General features: G+C 71.5%; 18 protein-coding genes and 1 riboswitch. Of the genes, 11 read left to right on the top strand and 7 right to left on the bottom strand.

Annotated elements, in window-relative coordinates; translation table 11 throughout:
• Positions 1–127: 127 nt before the first annotated feature.
• A complete protein-coding gene (locus tag NMK44_RS32320; RefSeq protein WP_254739239.1) occupies positions 128–979 on the bottom strand; it encodes an arylamine N-acetyltransferase family protein in 852 nt (283 codons plus the stop codon).
• A gap of 245 nt (positions 980–1,224) precedes the next feature.
• Between NMK44_RS32320 and NMK44_RS32315 the strand changes: the two genes are divergently transcribed.
• The 3 genes from NMK44_RS32315 to NMK44_RS32305 all read left to right on the top strand — a co-directional run bounded on the left by NMK44_RS32315 (position 1,225) and on the right by NMK44_RS32305 (position 4,897).
• Entirely contained in the window at positions 1,225–2,637 is a 1,413-nt protein-coding gene (locus NMK44_RS32315) for a family 2B encapsulin nanocompartment shell protein (RefSeq protein WP_254739241.1), read from the top strand.
• A 92-nt stretch (positions 2,638–2,729) separates the two neighbouring features.
• Positions 2,730–3,983, top strand: a complete 1,254-nt coding sequence (locus NMK44_RS32310; protein WP_254739243.1) for a family 2 encapsulin nanocompartment cargo protein terpene cyclase — start codon at positions 2,730–2,732, stop codon at positions 3,981–3,983.
• A gap of 17 nt (positions 3,984–4,000) precedes the next feature.
• A complete protein-coding gene (locus NMK44_RS32305; RefSeq protein ID WP_374215241.1) occupies positions 4,001–4,897 on the top strand; it encodes a geranyl diphosphate 2-C-methyltransferase in 897 nt (298 codons plus the stop codon).
• A gap of 45 nt (positions 4,898–4,942) precedes the next feature.
• Here the strand turns inward: NMK44_RS32305 and cobF are convergent, their stop codons facing one another.
• Together cobF and NMK44_RS32295 are read right to left on the bottom strand one after the other, a co-directional pair.
• Positions 4,943–5,755, bottom strand: a complete 813-nt coding sequence (gene cobF, locus NMK44_RS32300) for a precorrin-6A synthase (deacetylating) (protein WP_254739247.1) — start codon at positions 5,753–5,755, stop codon at positions 4,943–4,945.
• Between the two features lie 49 nt (positions 5,756–5,804).
• Positions 5,805–7,211 (bottom strand): short-chain fatty acyl-CoA regulator family protein, encoded by a 1,407-nt coding sequence (locus tag NMK44_RS32295; RefSeq protein WP_254739249.1) that lies wholly within the window; start codon positions 7,209–7,211, stop codon positions 5,805–5,807.
• 310 nt (positions 7,212–7,521) lie between these two features.
• Between NMK44_RS32295 and aceA the strand changes: the two genes are divergently transcribed.
• The 4 genes from aceA to metE all read left to right on the top strand — a co-directional run bounded on the left by aceA (position 7,522) and on the right by metE (position 14,236).
• Complete coding sequence (gene aceA / locus NMK44_RS32290) at positions 7,522–8,805, top strand: isocitrate lyase (RefSeq protein WP_254739251.1); 1,284 nt, start codon at positions 7,522–7,524, stop codon at positions 8,803–8,805.
• Positions 8,806–8,929: 124 nt separating this feature from the next.
• On the top strand, positions 8,930–10,528 hold the full coding sequence (aceB, locus tag NMK44_RS32285; protein WP_254739253.1) for a malate synthase A: 1,599 nt from the start codon (positions 8,930–8,932) through the stop codon (positions 10,526–10,528).
• Positions 10,525–11,394, top strand: coding sequence for a 3-hydroxybutyryl-CoA dehydrogenase (locus tag NMK44_RS32280; RefSeq protein ID WP_254739255.1), 870 nt, complete (start codon positions 10,525–10,527; stop codon positions 11,392–11,394). The genes aceB and NMK44_RS32280 overlap by 4 nt, the downstream gene beginning before the upstream one ends.
• A 139-nt stretch (positions 11,395–11,533) precedes the next feature.
• Positions 11,534–11,752: riboswitch (cobalamin riboswitch) on the top strand.
• A gap of 165 nt (positions 11,753–11,917) precedes the next feature.
• Positions 11,918–14,236 carry a 5-methyltetrahydropteroyltriglutamate--homocysteine S-methyltransferase gene (gene metE, locus NMK44_RS32275; protein WP_254739257.1) on the top strand — a complete coding sequence of 773 codons (2,319 nt, stop codon included), beginning with the start codon at positions 11,918–11,920 and terminating at the stop codon, positions 14,234–14,236.
• Between the two features lie 87 nt (positions 14,237–14,323).
• On the opposite strand, the gene NMK44_RS32270 is transcribed toward metE, so the two are convergent.
• The gene (locus NMK44_RS32270) at positions 14,324–14,995 is read right to left on the bottom strand and encodes a hypothetical protein (protein WP_254739259.1); all 672 of its coding nucleotides are present in this window, start codon (positions 14,993–14,995) and stop codon (positions 14,324–14,326) included.
• Between the two features lie 96 nt (positions 14,996–15,091).
• Positions 15,092–15,754: a TetR/AcrR family transcriptional regulator gene (locus NMK44_RS32265; RefSeq protein WP_254739261.1), complete on the bottom strand. Its 663-nt coding sequence runs from the start codon at positions 15,752–15,754 to the stop codon at positions 15,092–15,094.
• Positions 15,755–15,896: 142 nt separating this feature from the next.
• Between NMK44_RS32265 and NMK44_RS32260 the strand changes: the two genes are divergently transcribed.
• Genes NMK44_RS32260 through NMK44_RS32245 form a run of 4 tightly spaced genes read left to right on the top strand, consistent with a single transcriptional unit; the run spans position 15,897 to position 19,392 of the window.
• Positions 15,897–16,163, top strand: coding sequence for a ferredoxin (locus NMK44_RS32260; protein WP_374215242.1), 267 nt, complete (start codon positions 15,897–15,899; stop codon positions 16,161–16,163).
• On the top strand, positions 16,160–17,527 hold the full coding sequence (locus NMK44_RS32255) for an NAD(P)/FAD-dependent oxidoreductase (protein WP_254739262.1): 1,368 nt from the start codon (positions 16,160–16,162) through the stop codon (positions 17,525–17,527). The genes NMK44_RS32260 and NMK44_RS32255 overlap by 4 nt, the downstream gene beginning before the upstream one ends.
• Positions 17,528–17,540: 13 nt before the next feature.
• Positions 17,541–18,767 carry a cytochrome P450 gene (locus tag NMK44_RS32250; protein WP_254739264.1) on the top strand — a complete coding sequence of 409 codons (1,227 nt, stop codon included), beginning with the start codon at positions 17,541–17,543 and terminating at the stop codon, positions 18,765–18,767.
• Positions 18,768–18,816: 49 nt separating this feature from the next.
• Positions 18,817–19,392: a GNAT family N-acetyltransferase gene (locus tag NMK44_RS32245; RefSeq protein WP_254739266.1), complete on the top strand. Its 576-nt coding sequence runs from the start codon at positions 18,817–18,819 to the stop codon at positions 19,390–19,392.
• 31 nt (positions 19,393–19,423) lie between these two features.
• Here NMK44_RS32245 and NMK44_RS32240 read toward each other — a convergent pair whose 3' ends face one another.
• Together NMK44_RS32240 and NMK44_RS32235 are read right to left on the bottom strand one after the other, a co-directional pair.
• Positions 19,424–20,332: a hypothetical protein gene (locus NMK44_RS32240; protein ID WP_254739268.1), complete on the bottom strand. Its 909-nt coding sequence runs from the start codon at positions 20,330–20,332 to the stop codon at positions 19,424–19,426.
• Positions 20,329–22,431 carry a PEP/pyruvate-binding domain-containing protein gene (locus tag NMK44_RS32235; protein ID WP_254739270.1) on the bottom strand — a complete coding sequence of 701 codons (2,103 nt, stop codon included), beginning with the start codon at positions 22,429–22,431 and terminating at the stop codon, positions 20,329–20,331. The genes NMK44_RS32240 and NMK44_RS32235 overlap by 4 nt, the downstream gene beginning before the upstream one ends.
• Positions 22,432–22,457: the final 26 nt, after the last annotated feature.

Raw genomic sequence — 22,457 nt, 5'->3', positions numbered from 1 at the left:
ACCCAGCCCGCCACCGCTCATCCTGGATCGTGAATCACCTCACGCCGTGGAGGCACTCCGCCGACGGGCACGGGATACCGTGGGAACACGCAGAGTAGCCGCCGCCCGCGGGCCGGAGGTTCCGGGTCTAGGACACCTGGCTCATGGCTTCCCGGGCCAGGTGAACCTCACGGACCCGGTTCCACAGACCGTGGCGTTCCCTCTCGCTCAGGTCGTCGAGGGCCAGACCGAAACGGGCGCGAAGCACCGCGAACCATGCCTCGTCGGTGGTCAGCTCATGCTTGCGCCGGCCCTCGCCGTCGATCCGCGTCAGTACGCAGCCGCGCAGTACGTCGACTCCGTGGGCATCGCGCCGGAAAACACAGGCCGTGGTGGCGAAGGGGGATTCCGCAGAAGTGGACAGGTACTCATGCTGCGCCATGAAGTCGGCCGGCGATGCTGGCCCGGCCCGGAAGTCCATACCGGGAAACGACCCTTGGGGGTCGTGGTCGAAGCGCCATCCTCCGGGTGCGGCCTCCGAGGCACGGAGGCCGAACGTCATGCCTGCCTGGGAGTACGTTCCTTCGCGGAGTGGCATGGGGGTGTACAGCGCGTCGGCGAGGCCGACGTCCGCGAACCATGTGCGGCCCTCACATGCGACGGTCAGCGCGAGGTGGTTGCCATTCGCGCCCGCTGGTGAGTCCGCACCGGCCTGGACACCGGCCAGATGCCAGGTGACCCGGTACCCCAGGCTGGACAGCAGTGCGGCGAACGCCCCGTTGAGGTGGTAGCAGTAGCCACCCCTGCCGCCGAGTATGCGCTCGACCGACTCCCCCGGATCGATGGACGTCGGCCGGCCCAGCTGGATTTCCAGCGTCTCGTACGGGACTCTCTCCACGTGCGCCCGGTGCAGGGCGAACAACGCCGTGGTGGTCGGGCGCCCGGGGCGAGGTACCCGCAGACGCTCGAGATAGCGAAGGGTCGTCGCGCCGCTCAACATGGTGGAACGCTACGCGACGTGATCGCCGGTGGCTCCCCGCACCGCGGCTCCTCGGACAAACATCGCGCCGCGCAAGATCATCTTATCGAGTTAATACCCCTGGCTTCTCAGGGCCGACCGGGTGCACCGGCCGCTAGGGTTCCGGAGGATCTGGATGGATTCCTGGATGTTTGCCCCCTCCTCTTCTCTTGCCCGGTGACCGGCATGCCCACCTGCCACCGCCCTTACGAAGGAGAGCTCGCCCGATGACCGTTGATACCAGCCCGGAAGCAGCGCCGGAGCCGCACCGGCAGTCCAGCCTGAGCACCGCGGCTGCCCGCAACCTCGCCACCACGACCAAGTCCGCCCCGCAGATGCAGGGGATCACCTCGCGCTGGCTGCTGCGGACACTCCCCTGGGTGGAGGTCAAGGGCGGCACCTACCGGGTGAACCGTCGGCTGAGCTACACCGTCGGCGACGGCCGGATCGAGTTCGTCCAGGACGGCGCGAGCGTCCGGGTGATCCCCCGCGAACTCGGTGAACTGGCCCTGCTGCGCGGCTTCGAGGACGTGGCGGTGCTGACCGCGATCGCCGACCGGTGCGTCCAGCGCGACTTCCGCGCCGGTGAGACGCTGGTCGAACGCGGCGCGCCCGCCGAGCACTTCCACCTGATCGCCCACGGCCGCGTGAGTCAGACCTCCGTCGGCAAGTACGGGGACACGACGTCCGTGGCCGTACTGGCGGACGGCGACCGGTTCGGGGAGAACGTCCTGCTGGACGATGACGCCCGGTGGGACTGCACCGCCACCGCCGAGACCTCCGGCACCCTGCTCACCCTGTCCCGCGCCGACTTCGCATCCGTACTGTCCGGGGCACCTGGCCTGCGGGCCCATGTCGAGCGGTTCACCTCATCGCGCGGTCAGCGACAGAACCACCGGGGCGAGGCCGAGATCGCCCTGTCCGCCGGACACACCGGCGAACCCGCGCTGCCCGGCACGTTCGTGGACTACGAGCTGAAGCCGCGGGAGTACGAACTCTCCGTCGCGCAGACCGTTCTGCGGATCCACACCAGGGTCGCCGACCTCTACAACGAACCGATGAACCAGACCGAGGAGCAGCTCAGGCTCATCATCGAGGCGCTGCGCGAGCGCCAGGAGCACGAGCTGGTCAACAACCGGGAGTTCGGTCTGCTCCACAACGCCGACTTCAAGCAGCGCATCCAGACCCACTCCGGTCCGCCCACCCCGGACGACCTCGACGAACTGCTCTGCCGCCGCCGCGGCTCCAAGTTCTTCCTCGCCCATCCGAGGACGATCGCGGCGATCGGACGTGAGTTCAACTCCCGCGGTCTGTACCCGAACCACGTCGATCTCGGCGGACAGCAGGTCCCGGCCTGGCGCGGGGTCCCGATCCTGCCGTGCAACAAGATCCCGGTCAGCAAGGAGAACACCAGCTCCATCCTCGTCATGCGCACCGGCGAGGACAACCAGGGCGTCATCGGTCTGCACCGGACCGGTCTGCCGGAGGAGTACGAACCGGGCCTTTCGGTGCGCTTCATGGGCATCGACGAGAGGTCGATCATCTCCTACCTCGTCTCCACCTACTACTCCGCCGCGATCCTGGTGCCGGACGCACTCGGGGTGCTGGAGAACGTGCAGATCGCCCGCAGCCAGGACTAGCCGACCTCCGCGACCCCGCTCCGGGCCCGCTCCGGTCCCGCCGAGCACGCCCGATTCCCGGGACAGCCACCCACCTCATCGAGGAGCCATGGATGCCCTCCCCTGAGCCTTCCCCTCCGCCCTCCGGGGCGCACATCCTCACCAGGGCCGCGGCCCGTGCCCGCGACATCAAGGCCACCACCGGCGCGCGCCCTCCGGCGGTTTCCCCCGCCGCGGAGGTGCGGAAGCCCGACGCCGATCTGCGACGGCTGCTGCGCGGGCCCAGTGGCCTGGGCACCGCGGGTCTGCATCTGGCCCGGCCCGCCGAGCCGCCGACGCCACCGATCGCACCGACGACACCGCTGGCGGTTCCCGCCACTCCGGCGGAAGGCCACCCGATCCCGGGCCTGTACCACCACCCGGTACCGGAGCCCGACCCCGTGCGGGTGGAGGAGGTCAGCCGGCGGATCAAGTCCTGGGCGCTGGACGAGGTCGAACTCTACCCCGATGACTGGGAGGACCAGTTCGACGGCTTCTCCGTCGGGCGTTACATGGTCGCCTGTCATCCGGACGCCCCCACCGTCGACCACCTGATGCTCGCCACACGTCTGATGGTGGCCGAGAACGCGGTGGACGACTGCTACTGCGAGGACCACGGAGGCTCACCGGTCGGACTCGGTGAACGCCTGCTGCTGGCGCACACCGCGCTCGATCCCCTGCACACCACCGAGGAGTACCAGCCGCCGTGGGCGGAGTCGCTCCACTCGGACGCGCCCCGCCGCGCCTACCGCTCCGCCATGGAGTACTTCTCCCATCTGGCCACCCCCTCCCAGGCCGACCGGTTCCGGCACGACATGGCCCGTCTGCACCTGGGGTACCTCGCCGAGGCCGCCTGGGCGCAGGCGGACCACGTCCCCGAGGTGTGGGAGTACCTGGCGATGCGCCAGTTCAACAACTTCCGCCCGTGCCCCACCATCACCGACGCCGTCGGCGGCTATGAACTCCCGGCCGATCTGCACGCCCAGCCCGCCATGCAGCGGGTCATCGCGCTCGCGGGAAACGCCACCACCATCGTGAACGACCTGTACTCGTACACCAAGGAACTCGCAAGCCCCGGCCGCCATCTGAACCTGCCCGTGGTGATCGCCGAACGTGAGGGCCTCGGTGAACGCGACGCCTATCTGAAGGCGGTCGAGGTCCACAACGACCTCATGCACACCTTCGAGGCCGAGGCCGCGGCCGTGGCCGCCGCCTGTCCCGTCCCGAGCGTGCAGCGCTTCCTGCGGGGCGTGGCCGTGTGGGTCGACGGCAACCACTACTGGCACCAGACCAACACCTTCCGCTACAGCCTGCCCGATTTCTGGTAAGAAGAATGGACTCATCTGTGACCAGCACCGAGCTCACCACCGACGTCGCCGCCGCCAACGGCAGCTCCGTGTTCATCCCGTCCCCGGCGACGCCCTACCAGGGCGACATCGCCCGCTATTGGGACCGCGAGGCCAGGCCCGTGAACCTCCGCCTCGGCGATGTCGACGGCCTCTACCACCACCACTACGGCATCGGCGACGTCGACCACACCGCCCTCGGCGACCCCGAGGACAGCACCTACGAGAAGAAGCTGATCGCCGAGTTGCACCGCCTGGAGTCGGCACAGGCCGAACTCCTCCTGGACCACCTCGGTCCCATCGGGCGCGATGACACGCTCGTGGACGCGGGCTGCGGCCGCGGCGGCTCGATGGTCATGGCCCACCAGCGGTTCGGGTGCGGGGTCGAGGGCGTCACGCTCTCGACCAAGCAGGCCGACTTCGCCAACCAGCGCGCCCGCGAACTCGGTATCGACGACCGCGTCCGCGCCCGCGTCTGCAACATGCTCGGTACGCCCTTCAAGACCGGGCAGGCCGCGGCCTCGTGGAACAACGAGTCGAGCATGTACGTCGACCTGGACGACCTCTTCGCCGAACACTCCCGCATCCTCGAGGTCGGCGGCCGCTATGTGACCATCACCGGCTGCTGGAACCCGCGTTACGGGCAGCCCTCGAAGTACGTCTCGCAGATCAACGCGCACTTCGAGTGCAACATCCACTCCCGCCGGGAGTATCTGCGCGCCATGGCCGACAACCGCCTCGTACCGCAGACCATCATCGACCTCACCCCCGCGACCCTGCCCTACTGGGAGTTGCGCGCCACGTCCTCGCTGGTCACCGGTATCGAGGAGGCGTTCATCAACTCCTACAAGGACGGCTCGTTCCAGTACATGCTGATCGCGGCCGACCGCGTCTGATCGCACACCCGCCGACCGCACGCCTGCTGAAAGGGCCGGGCCCTTTCAGCAGGCCGTCGGTGTGCCGCCGTCGTCCTCCCTCTCGTGGACGACGCGCAGGAGGTAGGTGTCCATGATCCAGCCGTGCCGGGCACGTGCTTCGGCACGGATCCGGCTGATGCGCTCCGCGACCTCCGACAGCCGTCCGGAGACGAGGAGTTCATCGGGTGTGCCGATATAGGCGCCCCAGTAGATCCACACATCATCGCCCTCGAACCGGGTGAACGACTCATGGGCGTCGAGCATCACCACGATGTCGCCGTCGTCGTTGGCGCACACCTCAGGGAGCCGGCGCGCGGGGGTGATGTGCAGGGGGCGTCCGACCTGGTTCAGGGTGATGCCGTGCCGCGCGGCCAGCGCGGAGACACTGCTGATACCGGGGAACACCTCGGTGTCGAAGGCGACCGTGCCCCGCGCCTCGATCTCGGACAGGATCCCCAGGGTGCTGTCGTACAGGGCCGGGTCACCCCATACGAGGAACGCGCCGGTCTCCCCCGGTGCCAGCTCGTCCCGGATGAACCGTTCATAGACATCGGCGCGCCGAGCCCGCCAGTCGTGGACCGCGGCGGTGTACTCACCGCTCCCCTCCCTCGTCCGGTCGCGCCACGGGTCCTCCGCCTCCACGAGGCGGTAGGACTCCCGGGCGTGCTCGTCGAGCATGCCGCGCCGCAGATCGGTGAGGGCGGACTTGTCCTGTCCCTTGCCGAGGAGGAAGAAGACATCGGCGCGGCGGATGGCCTTCACCGCCGCGAGGGTCAGATGGTCCGGGTCACCGGCTCCGATGCCGATGACGAGGAGGTGGCGTGGGTCCGTGGTCATGGGTGCTGTGGCCTTCCGGGCGACGGGCGACGGTAGGGGGTGCGGATCCTCACTTCACGGGCCGCGCCACCGGATACGGCACGAAGGTGCTGCTGTGCTGGTCGATCCGGAGCGAGTGGCCGAGGGGCGGAGCGGCGCGCTGGGGGCAGTCGAGGCGTTCGCAGACGCGGCAGCCCATGCCGATGGGCGTGGCGGCGGAGGCGTTGTCGAGGTCGAGGCCGTCGGAGTAGACGACGCGGTGGGCGTGCCGGATCTCGCAGCCCAGCCCGATGGCGAAGGTCTTGCCGGGTTCGCCCCAGCCGCCCCGGTGCCGGGTGACCGCGCGGGCCGTCCACAAGTAGCGCTGGCCGTCGGGCATTTCGGCGATCTGGACATGGATGCGGCCGGGGGCGGCGAACGCCTCGTAGACGTTCCACAGCGGGCAGGTGCCGCCCGCCCGGGAGAAGTGGAAGCCGGTGGCGGACTGCCGCTTGGACATGTTGCCCGCCCGGTCGACGCGGACGAAGGAGAAGGGCACTCCGCGCAACCGGGGGCGCTGGAGGGTGCTCAGCCGGTGGCAGACGGTCTCGTAGCCGAGGCCGTAGCGGTCGCTGAGCCGTTCGATGTCGTAGCGCACCTCCTCGGCCGCGGTGTGGAAGGCGCGGTAGGGCAGGATCAGCGCGGCCGCGAAGTAGTTGGCGATGCCGATACGGGCCAGGGCGTGCGCGGGGGAACCGGACGGGAAGTCCTCGACCGCCTGCCGGTCGATCTCATCGCCGTATTCGAGCAGGGCGAGCTGGGTCGCCATCCGGAAGGCGCGCTGTCCGGGGCGCATCCGGGTGGACAGCCGCAGGGTGCGGGCCGGTTCGTCGTAGTGGTGCAGACGGTCCCCGGTCTCGGTGGCCAGCCGGACTCCGTGGCGGTCGGCGAGGCGGGCCGTCAGGGCGGGGAGCACCTCGCCCGGCCGGATCCCGGTCTCCTGGGAGAGCCGCTCGGCCGCGAGGTCGGTGTCATGGAGGTAGTTCCGGCGGCGGTAGAAGAAGTCCCGGATCTCCTCATGGGGTGAGCGGGGTTCCTCCTGGTCCGCACCGCGGCCTTCGGTGGCCCCGGCGAGCCGTTCGGCCAGGCGCTGGTTGCGGCGGCCGAGGCCCAGCAGTACTTGGGCGACCCCGGGCATCCGGGTGGCGAGGTCGGTGAGGTCCGTGGCGGACACCCGGGAGTCGGCCAGCTCACCGGCCAGCGCCTCGCGGAGGTCCGCCACCAGCCGGGTCGTGTCACGTTCGGAGAAGAAACCCGGGTCGATACCGAAGGCTTCGGTCAGACGCAGCAGGACCGGCACGGTGAGCGGGCGGGAGTCATGCTCCATCTGGTTCAGATAGCTGGGTGAGATGGCCAGGACACGGGCCATCTCCGCCTGGCTCATCCGGCGCTCCTCACGCAGCCGTCGCAGGCGCGCCCCCGCGTACGTCTTGCTCACCGTGTGATCCTCCGGGTCCGGGTCCGCCCAGCCTAGGCCATCCAGCCGGTCCAGCGACCTTCGCAATGTTGGCAAACGGCGAGTGGAAGATTTGCAGAAGTTGGCAGACGTCCCTCATTGATGGCACTCAGTGCCAGTGTCAGAGTCTTCAGCACGGCCCGCCGGATCCCGGCGATACCGGCACCATTGCTCAGCTCCTCCCGGTGTGACGGCGGGCCGTGGAGCAGCCACACGACACACAGTGCCAGCCCTCTTCTCCTGTGAGGCGAGGAGTTGGCAGTCAGCACAGACCGAGGAGACGGTGACAGTCATGGCAGAGGCGAGGACGCGGGCGGCCGAGGAACTGGCGCGGCGCTGGGCCACCGACCCCCGGTGGCAGGGCGTGGAGCGCACCCACACCGCCGAGGACGTGGTCCGGCTGTCCGGCAGTGTCCGCGAGGAGCACACCCTGGCCCGGCGCGGCGCCGAACGCCTGTGGCGCCAACTGCACGAGCGGGACTATGTGCACGCGCTGGGCGCGCTCACCGGCGGACAGGCCGTGCAGCAGGTGAAGGCCGGCCTCCAGGCGATCTATCTGTCCGGGTGGCAGGTGGCGGCCGACGCCAACCAGGCCGGGCACACCTACCCCGACCAGAGCCTGTACCCGGCCAACTCGGTGCCGCAGGTGGTGCGCCGGATCAACAACGCGCTGCTGCGCGCCGACCAGATCGCCACCGCCGAGGGGGCCGGTGACACCACCGACTGGCTGGCCCCGATCGTGGCCGACGCCGAGGCCGGGTTCGGCGGTCCGCTCAACGCGTTCGAGCTGACCAAGGCGATGATCGCGGCCGGTGCGGCCGGTATCCACTACGAGGACCAGCTCGCCTCGGAGAAGAAGTGCGGCCACCTCGGCGGCAAGGTGCTCGTGCCGACCTCGCAGCACATCCGCACCCTGAACGCGGCCCGGCTGGCCGCGGACATCGCCGATGTCCCCACCGTCATCGTCGCCCGCACCGACGCGCTCGCGGCCAGCCTGCTCACCAGCGACGTCGATGAGCGGGACGCCGAGTTCGTCACCGGGGAGCGCACCGCGGAGGGCTTCTACCGGGTGCGAGGCGGTATGGCCCCGGTCATCGCCCGTGGTCTGGCCTACGCCCCGTACGCCGACCTCATCTGGGTCGAGACCGGCACCCCGGACCTGGCCCAGGCACGCGAGTTCGCCGAGGCCATCCACGCGCGGTACCCGGACCGGATGCTGGCGTACAACTGCTCGCCGTCGTTCAACTGGAAGGCGGCCCTGGACGACGACCAGATCGCCAAGTTCCAGCGGGAGCTGGGGGCGATGGGCTACCGCTTCCAGTTCATCACCCTCGCCGGTTTCCACTCCCTCAACCACGGCATGTTCGACCTGGCCCGGGGCTATGCCGAGCACGGCATGACCGCGTACGTCGACCTCCAGGAGCGCGAGTTCGCCGCGCAGGAGCACGGGTTCACGGCGGTGAAGCACCAGCGGGAGGTCGGCACGGGCTACTTCGACCTGGTCTCCACCGCGGTCAACCCCGCCTCCTCCACCACCGCGCTCACCGGCTCCACCGAGGAAGAGCAGTTCCACTAGGTCCGTCTCCGGGCGCCCGTCCGATCCGCCCGTCCGATCCGCCTGGCCGATCCGCCTGGCCGAGCGGGGGTCGTACGGCTTTCCCCGTCCGACCCCCGCTCCCTCCCTCCTCCAGGAGAACCCGATGTCCCTCAGCGCACCGACCCGTCGTGTCCACGTCCTCGCGGCTCCGGGCGACCGCCACGACGAGATCCTCACCCCCGCCGCACTCGACTTCGTCGGCCGGCTGGCCGCGCTGTTCGGCGCGCGCCGCCAGGAGCTCCTGAGAGAACGCCGCCGCCAGGTGCTGCGCCTGGCCAGCGGCTCCCCGCTGGACTTCCCCCTGGTCACCTCCGCCGTCCGCGAGGATCCGTCCTGGCGCGTGGCACCGCCAGCCCCCGGACTGACCGACCGCCGCGTGGAGATCACCGGCCCGCCGGACCGGCGGATGGCGGTCAACGCCCTCAACTCCGGTGCCCGGGTGTGGATGGCCGACTTCGAGGACGCCACCGCGCCCACCTGGGACAATGCCATCCGCGGCCAGCTGACCCTGCTCGATGCCATCGAGCGGCGTATCGACTTCACCAGCGCGGACGGCAAGGAGTACCGGCTCGCCGACCGCGACCGGCTCGCCACGATCGTCGTCCGGCCGCGCGGCTGGCACCTCGACGAGGCACATCTGGAGATCGACGGCCGTCCGGTGCCCGCCGCGCTCGTCGACTTCGGCCTGTACTTCTTCCACTGCGCCCAGCGGCAGATCGACGCCGGGCACGGACCGTACTTCTATCTGCCGAAGCTGGAGAACCGCTACGAGGCTCGGCTCTGGAACGACATCTTCCGTGCCGCGCAGGATCTGCTGGGCATCCCCCGGGGCACCGTCCGCGCCACCGTCCTCATCGAGACGATCACCGCCGCGTTCGAGATGGAGGAGATCCTCTACGAGCTGCGCGAGCACAGCTCCGGTCTCAACGCGGGCCGCTGGGACTATCTGTTCAGCCTGATCAAGACCTTCGGCCACCGCACCGACTTCCTGCTGCCGGACCGCGCGAAGGTGACGATGGCGGCACCCTTCCTGCGCGCCTACACCGAACTGCTGGTGCACACCTGCCACAAGCGGGGCGCCCACGCCATCGGCGGGATGGCCGCGCAGGTGCCGGGCAAGGACCCGGCCGCGCACGAGGCGGCGCTCGCCACGGTGCGGCTGGACAAGGAGCGCGAGGCCGAGGACGGATTCGACGGCTCCTGGGTCGCCCATCCCGGACTGGTGCCGGTGTGCCGCGAGGTGTTCGACGGGGTGCTGGGCGACCGGCCCCATCAGCTCGACCGGACGCGCGACGATGTGGAGGTGACGGCGGTGGACCTGCTGTCGGTGCGCCGGATCAGCGGACCGCCCACACCGGAGGGCGTGCGCACCAACGTCTCGGTGGCGGTGCGCTACTACGCCGCCTGGCTGCGTGGCCAGGGCGCCGTCGCCCTCGACGGCCTGATGGAGGACGCGGCCACCGCCGAGATCGCCCGGGTGCAGATCTGGCAGTGGCTGCGGCACCGGGTGATCGACCGGGCGACGGTGCTGCGCCTGCTGGACGACGAAGTGGCCGCGCTCGGCGCCGCGTATCCATGGGCACCGTGCGATGAGGTGCGGGCTCTCTTCGAACGCACTGCGCTGTGCGGTGAGTTGCCGCTGTTCTTCACCCCGGACGCCTACGCCGCCCACCTCGTGCGCCGTGCGGAGGCACGGGCATGAGCGGGGACATCCGGCGCGTGGGAGTGGTCGGCGGCGGTCAGATGGGCGCGGGTATCGCCGAGGTGTGCGCACGGGCCGGGCTGGACACGGTGGTCTGCGAGGCCGACGCCACCGCTGCCCACGCCGCCCGGGAGCGCGTCACCGCCTCGCTGGACCGGGCCGTGGAGCGGGGCAGGCTGGAGCGGACCGCGGCCCGGGACGCCCTGTCCCGCCTGGTCTTCACCGGCAGTCTGGAGGACCTCTCCGACCGGCAGCTCGTCATCGAGGCGGTGATCGAGAACGCCGGTGCCAAAGCCGAGGTGTTCACCGCGCTCGACAAGATCGTCGAGGATCCGGCGGCCGTGCTGGCCACCAACACCTCCTCGATCCCCGTGATGCGCCTGGGCATGGCCACCAGCCGCGCCGACCGGGTCGTCGGACTGCACTTCTTCAACCCGGTCCCGGTGCTGCCCCTGGTGGAGGTGGTGACCTCGCTGCACACCGCCCCGGCGACGGTCACCGCCGTCGAGGAGTTCGCGGCCCGCACCCTCGGCAAGACGGTCATCCACTCCCGGGACCGCGCCGGCTTCGTCGTCAACGCCCTGCTGATTCCCTATCTGCTCTCGGCCGTCCGGATGGCGGAGTCCGGCTTCGCCACCGCCGCCGACATCGACGCGGGCATGGAGCTGGGCTGCGCCCACCCCATGGGCCCGCTCAAGCTGGCGGACCTGATCGGGCTCGACACGCTCGCCTCGATCGCCGGCTCGCTCTACGACGAGTTCAAGGAACCCCTCTACGCGCCGCCCCCGCTGCTCCAGCGGATGGTGGAGGCGCGGCTGCTGGGCCGCAAGACCGGCCGCGGGTTCCATGGGTACGGCCAGGGGTGAGCGACCCGGCGGACCGGGTTGAGGGGCCCGGCCGCCGGGTGCGGGGGCCCGGCCCGCCGGGCCCCCGCGTACCGATGGGGTGTCCCACTTCACCCTCCGCATGCTGGACGGATCCCACCACATCGGCGGGCGGCCCCTTAGGGTGGCCGGTGCAGCTGGTTCGCCCCGTCCGCCAGACGGGAGGCGTCGCAAGAGGGAACCCGGTGGGAATCCGGGACTGCCCCGCAGCGGTGAGCGGGAACGACCGCCGTCATACGCACTGGGCCCGAGAAGGGCCTGGGAAGCGACGGCCAGTAGGTGTCCTCCCCTTGAGGACGTGCCCGTGAGTCCGAAGACCTGCCAACTGCCCGGGTGCGTACGACGCGTACCCGGACATCCCGGTGACCTCGAGGGCGGGTCGGCGTACATACCAGGTGGACGATCGCGCCGTACCACGCGAGGTCGGCCGGCCCGGTACGTCACCCCTTCGCGCTCTCGTCCCGTCCCCGGGATCTCAGGGATCCATCTCGCGAAGGAGATCTCCGTGACCACCGAGTCCGCAGCCGCGGCAGCACGGGCCACCGTGTACGGCTACCCCCGTCAGGGCCGGAGCCGGGAACTGAAGAAGGCGATCGAGGGCTACTGGAAGGGCCGGATCACCGCCGACGCCCTCCGTGACACCGCCGCTCAACTGCGCCGGACGAACTGGCGGCAGCTCGCCGGAGCGGGTGTCCACGAGGTGCCCACCGGTGACTTCTCGTACTACGACCATGTCCTGGACACCACCGTCATGGTGGGCGCGATCCCCGACCGCCACCGGGACGCCGTCGCGGCCGATCCGCTCGACGGCTACTTCGCGATGGCGCGCGGCACCCAGGACGTGGCCCCGCTGGAGATGACCAAGTGGTTCGACACCAACTACCACTATCTGGTCCCCGAGCTGGGGCCGGACACGGTCTTCACGGCCGACTCCGCCAAGCAGGTCGCCGAGCTGACGGAGGCGCTGGCCCAGGGGCTGACGGCCCGTCCGGTCCTGGTCGGCCCCGTCACCTATCTGCTGCTGGCCAAGCCCGCGCCCGGGGTGGCCGCGGACTTCGACCCGCTCACCCTCCTGGACCGGCTGCTGCCGGTGTACGCCGAGGTCCTGGCCGATCTGCGGGCCGCGGGGGCGCAGTGGGCGCAGCTCGACGAACCCGCGCTCGTCCAGGACCGCACCCCGGCCGAACTCAACGCCGCGGCCCGCGCCTACCGCGACCTCGGCGCCCTTCCCGACCGGCCCAAGCTGCTCATCGCCTCCTACTTCGACCGTCTTGGCGAGGCCCTGCCCGTCCTGGCCAAGGCCCCGGTGGAGGGTCTGGCCCTGGACTTCACCGAGGCCGCCGCCGCCAACCTCGAGGATCTCGCGGCTGTCGGCGGTCTGCCCGGCAAGCGCCTGGTCGCCGGGGTGGTCAACGGCCGCAACATCTGGGTGAACGACCTCTCGGCCTCACTCTCGACGCTGGGCACCCTGCTGGGGCTGGCGGGCCAGGTCGATGTGTCCGCGTCCTGCTCGCTGCTGCACGTCCCGCTGGACGCCGCCATGGAGCGCGATATCGCGCCGCAGATCCTGCGCTGGCTCGCCTTCGCACGGCAGAAGACACAGGAGATCGTCACCCTCGCCAAGGGCCTCGCCCGGGGAACCGACACGATCGCCGCCGAACTCTCCGCGAACCGCGCCGATCTGGCCTCCCGAGCCGGTTCGCCGATCACCCATGACCCCGCCGTCCGGGCGCGCGCTGCCGCCACCACCGGGGCCGACGCCCGCCGGTCCCAGCCGTACGCCGAGCGGTCCGCCGCCCAGCGCGACCGTCTGGGCCTGCCGCTGCTGCCCACCACGACCATCGGCTCGTTCCCGCAGACCGATGAGCTGCGCACCGCGCGGGCCGACCTCCGCGCGGGCCGGATCGACACCGCCGGGTACGAGGAGCGGATCGCGGCCGAGATCCAGGCGGTGATCTCCTTCCAGGAGAAGGCCGGACTGGACGTCCTGGTGCACGGCGAGGCCGAGCGCAACGACATGGTGCAGTACTTCGCCGAGCGGCTCACCGGCTACCTCGCCACCCAGCACGGCTGGGTCCAGTCCTACGGGACCCGCTACGTCCGCCCACCGCTGCTGACCGGGGACATCTCCCGCCCCGAACCGATGACGGTGCGCTGGACGGCCTACGCCCAGTCCCTCACCGACCGCCCGGTCAAGGGCATGCTCACCGGACCGGTGACCATGCTGGCGTGGTCCTTCGTCCGCGACGACCAACCGGTCGCGGAGACCGCCCGCCAGGTGGCACTCGCCCTGCGGGACGAGGTGAACGATCTGGAGGCCGCCGGATCCTCCGTCATCCAGGTCGATGAACCCGCGCTGCGCGAGACGCTGCCGCTGCGCGCCGCCCACCGCCCGGGCTATCTGGCCTGGGCCACCGAGGCGTTCCGGCTCACCACCTCCGGGGCGCGTCCGGACACCCAGATCCACACCCATATGTGCTACGCCGAGTTCGGCGACATCGTCCAGGCGATCGACGACCTCGACGCCGATGTCATCAGCCTGGAGGCGGCCCGCTCCCATATGCAGGTCGCCCGCGAACTGGCCGCCCACGGCTATCCGCGTGAGGCCGGCCCCGGTGTGTACGACATCCACTCTCCGCGCGTACCGAGCGCGGAGGAAGCGGCCGGACTCCTGCGGACCGGTCTGCGGGCCATCCCGGCCGAGCGGCTGTGGGTCAACCCCGACTGCGGTCTGAAGACCCGCGGCTGGCCGGAGACGCGCGACTCCCTGGAGAACCTGGTCACCGCGGCCCGCACGGTCCGCGGTGAGCTGTCCGCCTCCTGACGGCAACCGACGGCCGGGGCCGGGACGCCCGACCGGGTGTCCCGGCCCCGCGCCATGTCCGCGCCCGCGCACCGCCGTCGGAAACGCTCAGGCCGCGCCCCTGACCGGTTCCCTCACCGCGCCGGTGGTCCGGGCCACCATCAGCCGGCGGTGGACCACAGGGCCGAGGAGGGCTGTGGTGACCGCGATGGCGGCCGCGGCGACGTAGGTGGCGTTGTCCATGGAGGCGCCCAGGAGCAGTTGGACCAGGAGCGCACCGATGACCAGGGTCAGCTTGGCGAGCATCAGGCGCGGTGCGGAGAGGGCGGGGCGGGCCGAGGGATGGACGGCGCGGGCCCGGGTGCGGTGGGCCCGGCGGATCTGTGCGGGGATGCTGAGGAGGAGCAGCAGCAGACCGGCGGCGGGCATGACCGGTGACCGGCTGGTGTCCGGGTCCAGCAGGTGGCCGAGGAGATTGCTGGCGCCGAAGGCGGCCGTGATGATGACGACCCTGGCGGTGATCAGCTGGGCGATGACCGGTGCGGGGCGGGTCGCCTCGTAGAGCTTGTGGGTGAGGTGGCGGTCGGCCCGCAGGAACACGGGCGGGAGGATCAGCAGGATGGCGAGGGTACGCAGCGCATGCTCCCATGCCGGTGCGTTGCCCTCGCCGACCCAGGTGAACGCCATGAAGATGCCGATGCCCGCGTAGCGCACACGCAGTCTGCGGGCGCCGGGGGCCGCTGTGTCACGGGGGTGGCCGGTCTCGCGGTGAGCGTTCATGAAAAGTGTTTCCTCCGGGGGCAGCAGGTGGGCGTTCACCGGACGGTGCGGGGCACCGGGTCGGTGTGACGGTGCCCCGCGGATGGCGCGCCGGGCTCAGCCGGCCTCGGTGGCGCCGGGCGCCGTACCGCCGGTGATGCCCGCGAACAGCCACTTCAGGGCGTCGCTGAAGAGGTCTTCGGGCACGCTGCCGGGGTCGATGCGCCGCTGGCGCACAAGGCCGTCGAACAGGGCCGCCACCACGGTGGCCACGGCTTCGGCGGGGACGGTGGCCGGGGCGCCGTGCTGGGCCAGGGAAGTGCTGATCACCTGTTCCAGCGCCTGCCGGGGGCCGCGCAGATTGGCCGCCATGGTGTCCAGGACATGGGGGTTGCGGACTGCGTAGAGCCAGAACTCGGCCTGCAGCGGGGCGAAGTCGATGTCCTTGTCGGCGACGTCGATCAGGAGCCGTCCGACGTCGGCGGCGGCTTCGCCGGTACCCGCTGGATGACGCTCCAGCGCCTGGGCCGCTTCGGCGATGCGGTCGGTCTGGCGGTGGGAGAGCAGTTCGAGGAAGAGCGCCTCCTTGCTGCCGAAGTTGGAGTACAGCGCGCCGATGGAGAACCCCGCCGCCTCGGCGATCTCCTCCACGGAGGCGCCGGTGAAGCCCTTGCGCGCGAAGACCCGCGCCGCCGCCTCCAGCAGGAGCTCCCGGGTGCGGGCCTTGGCCTCCGCCCGGCTCAGCCGCCGCCGGACAGGTTCATCACTCTCAGTGTTCACATTGACGATGCTATTCGCATAGGGAGCGCTATGTCAATGCTCGGATAGCGTGTACAGTTAGAATAGTGATGACTATCTGAATGCCCACCGCTATCACCGAGACCGCCGCTGACCAGCCGCGATCCGGAGGAAGGGAAGAGAGATGATCACGAAACCGGGACCACAGCCCCCATCGCACCCCCTGCGGCTCGTGGTGGACCTGAACCGCTGCCAGAGCTACGGACAGTGCGTCTACGCCGCCCCGACCGTCTTCCGGTTCCACGCAGAGGAATCGCTGGAGTACGACTACGCACCCGAGGGCGGGGTCCGCCGCGAGGTCGAGCGGGCCGCCGCCGCCTGCCCGGTCCAGGCGATCACCCTCGGCGGCGCCACCGAACCCGCGCCCGGTGCGCACGGAGACCACCGGTGACCGCGCCGGGCGCGGCAGGGCCGCGCACCGGCCGGATCGTCGTGGTCGGCGCCTCACTGGCCGGACTGCGCGCGGCCGAAGCCCTGCGCGACGAAGGGTTCACCGGAGAACTCACCATGATCGGGGACGAGCCCCACGCACCGTATGACCGGCCGCCCCTGTCCAAGGCGGTGCTCTCCGGACGGCTCGACTGCGATCACATCGAGCTGCCCCGGGTCCGCGACATCGACGCCCGCTGGCTGCTGGGCACCCCCGCCACCGGACTGGACGTCCCGGGCCACCGGGTGGCACTGGCCGACGGCCGGTCGATGGCCTACGACCGGTTGCTGATCGCCACCGGCACCCGGGCGCGCACCTGGCCCGCCCGGGCCGGAGGCGGCCTGGACGGCGTTCATGTGCTGCGCACCCGTGAGGACGCCGAACGGCTGCGCGGCGCGCTGCTGAACGGCCCCTCCCGGGTGCTGGTCATCGGCGCGGGGTTCACCGGCGGCGAAGTCGCCTCCTCCTGCGCCGAGTCCGGGCTCGCGGTGACGGTGACCCAGCGCGGCGCCGCACCACTGGCCGGTGCGCTGGGCGGGACGGTCGGCCGGGCCGCCGCGGACTGGTACCACGCGGCCGGGGTGGACCTGCGGCTGAACACCACGGTCCGGGCCCTGGAAGGCGATCCGTCCGGCCGGCTGCGCCGGGCCGTGCTCTCCGACGGCACGGTACTGGACACCGAGGTGGCCGTGGTCGCCACCGGAGCCCTGGCCAACACCGAGTGGCTGTCCGGATCCGGGCTCGCCGCCGACCACCGCGGAGTGGTGACCGACGACCGCTGCCGGGCCATGACCACCGACGGAAACCCCGCCGAGGACATCTTCGCCACCGGTGACATCGCCCGCCGGCCGCACCCCCTCCACCCCGGCCGACTGCTGCGGCTGAACCACTGGGACGGTGCCGTCGCCCAGGCCCGCACCGCCGCCCACCACATCGTCCACGGCCCCGGAGCCCAGCACCTCCGCCAACCGCTGCCCGCCTTCTGGTCCCAGCAGTTCGGCCACTACCTCAAATCCATCGGCGTACCGGCCCTCGCCGACCAGGTCGCCATCACCCAAGGCTCACTCCACCAGCGGCGGTTCGTCGCCGCCTACGGCCTCGAGGGCCGGCTGATCGGCGCCGTGGCGGTCGACTCACCCCGTGTGCTGGACGGCTACGCCGCGCTCATCGAAGCCCGTGCGCCGTTCCCACCCGCACTGGGCGCCACCGACGGCCCGGCCCACCCCGACATCATCGACGCCGCATTCCCCGGCCGCGACACCGGCGGCACCCGGGACCACCCCGGCCACACCCCCTCAGCCATCGCGCCCGCCCCGAACCGGTGAACGGAGAGCTCCCATGACCACATCCACCGCGCCCTCGGCCACCGAGCTGTTCGCCCGTGTCCTGCGCCACGAGCACCGCGCCGACCCGTACCCCCACTACACCCGGATGCTCGACCACCCCGTCAGCCGCCTGGACGACGGCTCCTGGCTGGTCAGCGGCTACCAGGAGATCAGGCAACTGCTGCACGACCCGCGCAGCAGCGCCGACCGGCTCGACCCGCAGAACACCACGCCCAAGGCCGCCAGGAGTCTGCTGCTCCAGGACCCGCCCTTCCACGACCAGCTCCGCCGCGTGGTCACCCAGGAGTTCATCCCCCGGATCATGGGCATGCGCGACCATCTCGGCGAACTGGTGGCCCGGCTGCTCGACGCCCACATCAGCGCCGGACCCGGCGAGCTCGACATCGTCGCCGATCTGGCCTACCCCCTGCCCGTCACGGTGATCTGCGAACTGCTCGGTGTGCCGGCCGAGGACGAACCCCTCTTCGGCAGCCTCGCCCGACGGCTCACCCGGGGCCTGGACCCCGTCGACACCCAGACCGAGGAAGAACTCCGTGAACTCGACCGTGCGCGCGGCGAGTTGGTCCAATACCTCGAAGGACTCATCGCCCGGCGCCGCAGCGACCCCGGCGACGACCTGCTGTCCGGGCTGATGTTCCACCAGGACCCCGACGATGTGCTGGACCCGGTCCAACTGCGCGTCACACTCGGCCTGCTGCTGATCGCCGGACACGAGACCACCGTCAACCTCATCGCCAACGGCACCCTCGCCCTGCTCCGCCACCCCGACGTCCTGGCCCGGCTGCGCACCGACCCTGACCTGGCCACACCGCTGGTGGAAGAGGTGCTGCGGCACGACCCGCCCGTGCAGATGTCCGGCCGCAGCGCCCTGGCCGATATCGACATCGCGAGCACCACCATCCCCCAGGGCTCCCGTATCCGCCTCATGCTCGCCGCGGGCAACCGGGACGCCATCCGCTTCGACGACCCCGGCCGGTTCGTCCCCGACCGCCGCGACAACGCCCACCTCGGCTTCGGCGGCGGTATCCACTACTGCGTCGGCGCCACCCTCGCCCGCGCCGAAGCGCAGATCGCCCTCACCGCCATCGCCCGCAGGCTCCAGGAACCGCGCCTGGTCGACGACCCGCCGCCGTACCGGGAGAACGCCATCCTGCGCGGCCCGGAACGGCTGCCGGTCGCCTTCGCGCGCCTCGGCCCGGACCACACACCCGCCCGGTGAACCCCCCACCCGTTGCGGCGCCCCGTCCAACGGATCGATCATGACTGTCATGGAGCGGCCGAGTGAGAGCATCGAGTGCGGGGACGTCGTCCTGCGACGCTGGCGGGGAGAGCGCGATGTCGCTCCCGCGTGCACACTGATCGAGGAATCCCTGGACCACCTGCGCCCGTGGATGCCCTGGGTCGCCGAGCACAGCGAACAGCACACCCGGGAGCTGCTGTCGAAGTACGTGGCCAAGTGGGACAGCGGCGAGTCCTACAACTACGCCATCGCCAGGGACGGCACGCTCATCGGCATGTGCCAGGTCTACCCCGGGACCGAACCCCGGGGATGGCGGCTGGGCTACTGGCTGCATCCCTCCGCCGTCGGCCAGGGCATCGCCACCCGCGCGACGGCCGCCATGACGGCCGAGATGTTCGCCCGGCCGGACGTGGCCTACCTGGAGATCACACACGACCTGGCCAACATCTCCAGCAGTGGCATCCCGCGCCGACTGGGATTCACCGAAGTCCGGCGTGACCAGGCGGCGCCACCCGTGCCACCCGCGGCACCCTCGGGCAGCGGTGTCGAGGTGATCTGGCGCCTGGACCGCCCCGCACCGCCGGAAACCGCGCCCCTCGTATGACCGGGGCAACGGCTCCGCCGCGCCGGCCCCCTCAGTGCCGGGACGCGGCCTGACCCTCGCCGAGGACACGCGCCGTGGCACGGTTGGTCGAGGCGTCCTCAATACAGCCCCGCAGCCGCATCACATCGTGCGGGGGAAGGGCGGGCCGGATCACCCCGGCGTACACCTTCTCCTCCAGACGGTGCAGCGAAGTCCGGTCGTTCAGGGCGGCGGTGGAGCGGCGGCAGGTCTGCCACAGGTCGTGCGCGGCGAGTTGCCGGGCCTCCGCCGCCACCTCACCCCGCATGTCGACCTGGAACACCACGGTGGTGGCCGCCGCGTCCGGGGCGGCTTCCGGCCGGGTCTGGGTGGCGTCCGCCAGACTGCCCCGCATCACCACCAGGAGCGCCACCGCGGCCACGGCGGCGACCAGGGCCGCCGCCTTCCGCCCGGCGCGGGACGGCGGTACGGCGGGCCGGTCCTCCAGCCGCGGTGAGCGCGCGCCCGCGCCGGGAGGGGCGGTAAGGCCCGCCAGCCGTCCGGCCAGCCGGCGTTCGGCACCGTGGCGGGTGGTCACCCCGGCGACCTTCTGGATGAGGAACGCGACACCGGACAGAGCGGCTCCGGCCACCATGAGGACGGGTACGAAGACGAACGTCCGCTGGGTGCCGTCCAGCTCCTCCGAGCCGATCCAGCGGAACCGGCGGTCCGGCGCTGCCTCCCGGGACTGCTCCAGCCGCCGCCGCACCTCCTCGACCCGGGCGTCGTACTCCACCAGACGCCGCTCCAGCCGCGACAGCCGGGACAGCAGGACCAGACAGGCCAGGAACCCCTCGATCACCAGCAGCAGGACCCCGGAGATCAGCGCGCGCTGCCACTCCCACCGGTACAGGTACAGCACCAGGTAGTAGCCCGCGTAGGTGGCCGAAAGACCGCCGAAGAGAAAGCCCACGTACTTCATGCCGCCGCTCCCTTCCGGCTCGCCGGAGTCTCCGGCTCGGAGTGTTCACCGGACTTCTCCACCGCTCCGGTGCCGCCGTCCACCCACAGATCGGTGCCGGGCGGAAAACGGTCCGGGGCATCGGGTACGCCGACGGCGGTCGGCACCCGGTACTCACGGGCCAGGACGGCGAGATGGGACAGGACGCTGCCGGTCTCGGCGACCAGGCCCGCGAGCCCGGGGAGCAACGGGGCCAGCGCCGGGTCGAGCGCGGAGACGACCAGCACCGCGCGCTCGGGCCGGTCACCGTGTCCGTCCCAGGCGACCCCAGTACCGATGCCTCCCCCGGCGCCCTGACCCGCACCGGTACGGCCACGCCCGTCCACGATCCGCGCCACCGGGTGGCCGTCGGCCAGTTGGAAGGCGGCGGGTAGGGCCGGGGCGTCCGGCCGCGGCAGCCGCTCGGCCAGATCGGGCGGCAGCCCGCCGCCGTCCGCGGCCCCGGTCAGCTCGCTCCACCGCAGCAGCAGGAGACGGGACATGCCCACCGCACCGTCATCGACCCGCAGCCTGGCACCGAGTTCACGCACCATCCCCACCTGCATCTCCTGCACCCAGCGGATACGCAGCCGCAGGCCCTCACGGACCGGGAGCGCTCCCACACCATGCGGAACCCCCGCCGCCACCGTGGTCTCCGGCAGGGCACCGCGGTCACCGAGCGTGGGAGGCAGCAGGGACAGCAGAACCGGGTGGCGCACCAGCAGTTGACCGTCACCCAGGCCCTGCGCCCGGCCCTCGGCCAGCACGGCCAGCGCCTCACCGGCACCGGTGGCCCCGGCACCCGACGGGAGCAGCGCCCCGGCCAGGGACTCCTGCGCATGCAGGGAGGACAGTACGGTGCGCCCCCAGGCGACCGCGTCCAGGAGCTGACCGCCGAGCATCTGCCGCGGGGCGGGGAAGTCGGCGAGGTGGCGGTCGACGTCCGCCATGAGGTCCAGTGCGAGCAGCGGCAGCGCGGAGCGCAGCCGTCCCACCCGCCAGGCGGCCATGACACGGCGGGCGCCGGGGGCCGGATTGATGAAGTCCCGCAGAGGATGGGCGGATCGCACCGCACCGAGAAGGCGCAGATCGGCGGCGGCCCGCCCGCCGACGGTGCTGACCACCGGCAGGGTGCGCAGCTTGCGCCGCGGCGCGGCCCCCGCGATGTCGAGGGCGAGGGTGAGCCCGTGGGACATGGGGGCCACCCACAGGTCCTCCTCCAGCGGCTGGAGCACCCCGGGGAAGGTCTCGGCGACCGGGCCGGGCCCCAGCAGCCGTGCGCCGCGCGGCGGCCGGACGGCCATCGCGGTGATCGGCCGGGCCTGGAACAGCCACAGACGGCCCTCCGCGTCGAAGCCGAACTCCATGTCCTGGGGGCGGCCGAACACCCGCTGGGTCCTCCTGGCCAGCCGGGCCAGCGAGGTGGTCTCGCGCCGGCCGAGCAGCCGCGCGGAGCGGGGTTCCGCCGGTTCGGACCCTAACCGTCTGCCCGAGCGGGACAGTTGGTAGCGCACCCCCTGGGTGCTGCCGTCCACCAGCCGGTCGGGGCCGCCGCTGACGGCGCTGACCAGGATGCGGTCCTCCCGGCCCTCCACCGGGTCCGCGCCGAACATCACCCCGCCGGTGACCGCCCGCAGCATCGGCTGCACCAGGACCGCCATACCGTCCAGCGGGTCCGTGTTCCGCCCCTCCGGAGGGTGGAGCACCTGCACACGGCGGGCCGATTCCAGGACCGTCCGCACCGCGTCGGTGAACTCCTCCCAGCCCCCCACGTCGAGCACGGACGCGAAGCGGCCCGCCATCGAGGAGTCCTCGGTGTCCTCGTGCGCCGAGGAGGACCGCACGACCAACGGCCGCCCGCCCTCACCGGTCAGCTCGGACCAGGCCCGGCGCAGCGCCTCCACCCCGGTGGGGGCGCCCTTCGCCCGCCCGGCCGGTACGAGGGCGAAGCCGGGGAGCACCGGCAGCCCCTCCACGGCGGCGCGGGCCAGATGAGCGGCCTTGGCACCGGTGACGGCGGAGTCCTTCGCGCGTTCGGTGTCCAGTGGAACCACCGCCAGCAGATCCGCATCTATTCCCACGTCCCCCTCCTTCTCCGCACGCGCGC

Origin of the sequence: Streptomyces cucumeris (assembly GCF_024295805.1) — a bacterium.
GTDB classification, from domain to species: Bacteria; Actinomycetota; Actinomycetes; order Streptomycetales; family Streptomycetaceae; genus Streptomyces; species Streptomyces cucumeris.
This window is presented reverse-complemented; position numbering and strand designations above follow the sequence as displayed.

What these genes read in the sequence shown, in the direction of transcription:
- NMK44_RS32320 (WP_254739239.1), bottom strand. Translation starts at nt 979, where the DNA reads ATGTTGAGCGGCGCGACGACCCTTCGCTATCTCGAGCGTCTGCGGGTA.
- NMK44_RS32270 (WP_254739259.1), bottom strand. Translation starts at nt 14,995, where the DNA reads ATGAACGCTCACCGCGAGACCGGCCACCCCCGTGACACAGCGGCCCCC.
- NMK44_RS32245 (WP_254739266.1), top strand. Translation starts at nt 18,817, where the DNA reads ATGGAGCGGCCGAGTGAGAGCATCGAGTGCGGGGACGTCGTCCTGCGA.
- NMK44_RS32260 (WP_374215242.1), top strand. Translation starts at nt 15,897, where the DNA reads ATGATCACGAAACCGGGACCACAGCCCCCATCGCACCCCCTGCGGCTC.
- NMK44_RS32315 (WP_254739241.1), top strand. Translation starts at nt 1,225, where the DNA reads ATGACCGTTGATACCAGCCCGGAAGCAGCGCCGGAGCCGCACCGGCAG.
- NMK44_RS32280 (WP_254739255.1), top strand. Translation starts at nt 10,525, where the DNA reads ATGAGCGGGGACATCCGGCGCGTGGGAGTGGTCGGCGGCGGTCAGATG.
- aceA (WP_254739251.1), top strand. Translation starts at nt 7,522, where the DNA reads ATGGCAGAGGCGAGGACGCGGGCGGCCGAGGAACTGGCGCGGCGCTGG.
- aceB (WP_254739253.1), top strand. Translation starts at nt 8,930, where the DNA reads ATGTCCCTCAGCGCACCGACCCGTCGTGTCCACGTCCTCGCGGCTCCG.
- NMK44_RS32310 (WP_254739243.1), top strand. Translation starts at nt 2,730, where the DNA reads ATGCCCTCCCCTGAGCCTTCCCCTCCGCCCTCCGGGGCGCACATCCTC.
- NMK44_RS32250 (WP_254739264.1), top strand. Translation starts at nt 17,541, where the DNA reads ATGACCACATCCACCGCGCCCTCGGCCACCGAGCTGTTCGCCCGTGTC.
- cobF (WP_254739247.1), bottom strand. Translation starts at nt 5,755, where the DNA reads ATGACCACGGACCCACGCCACCTCCTCGTCATCGGCATCGGAGCCGGT.
- NMK44_RS32240 (WP_254739268.1), bottom strand. Translation starts at nt 20,332, where the DNA reads ATGAAGTACGTGGGCTTTCTCTTCGGCGGTCTTTCGGCCACCTACGCG.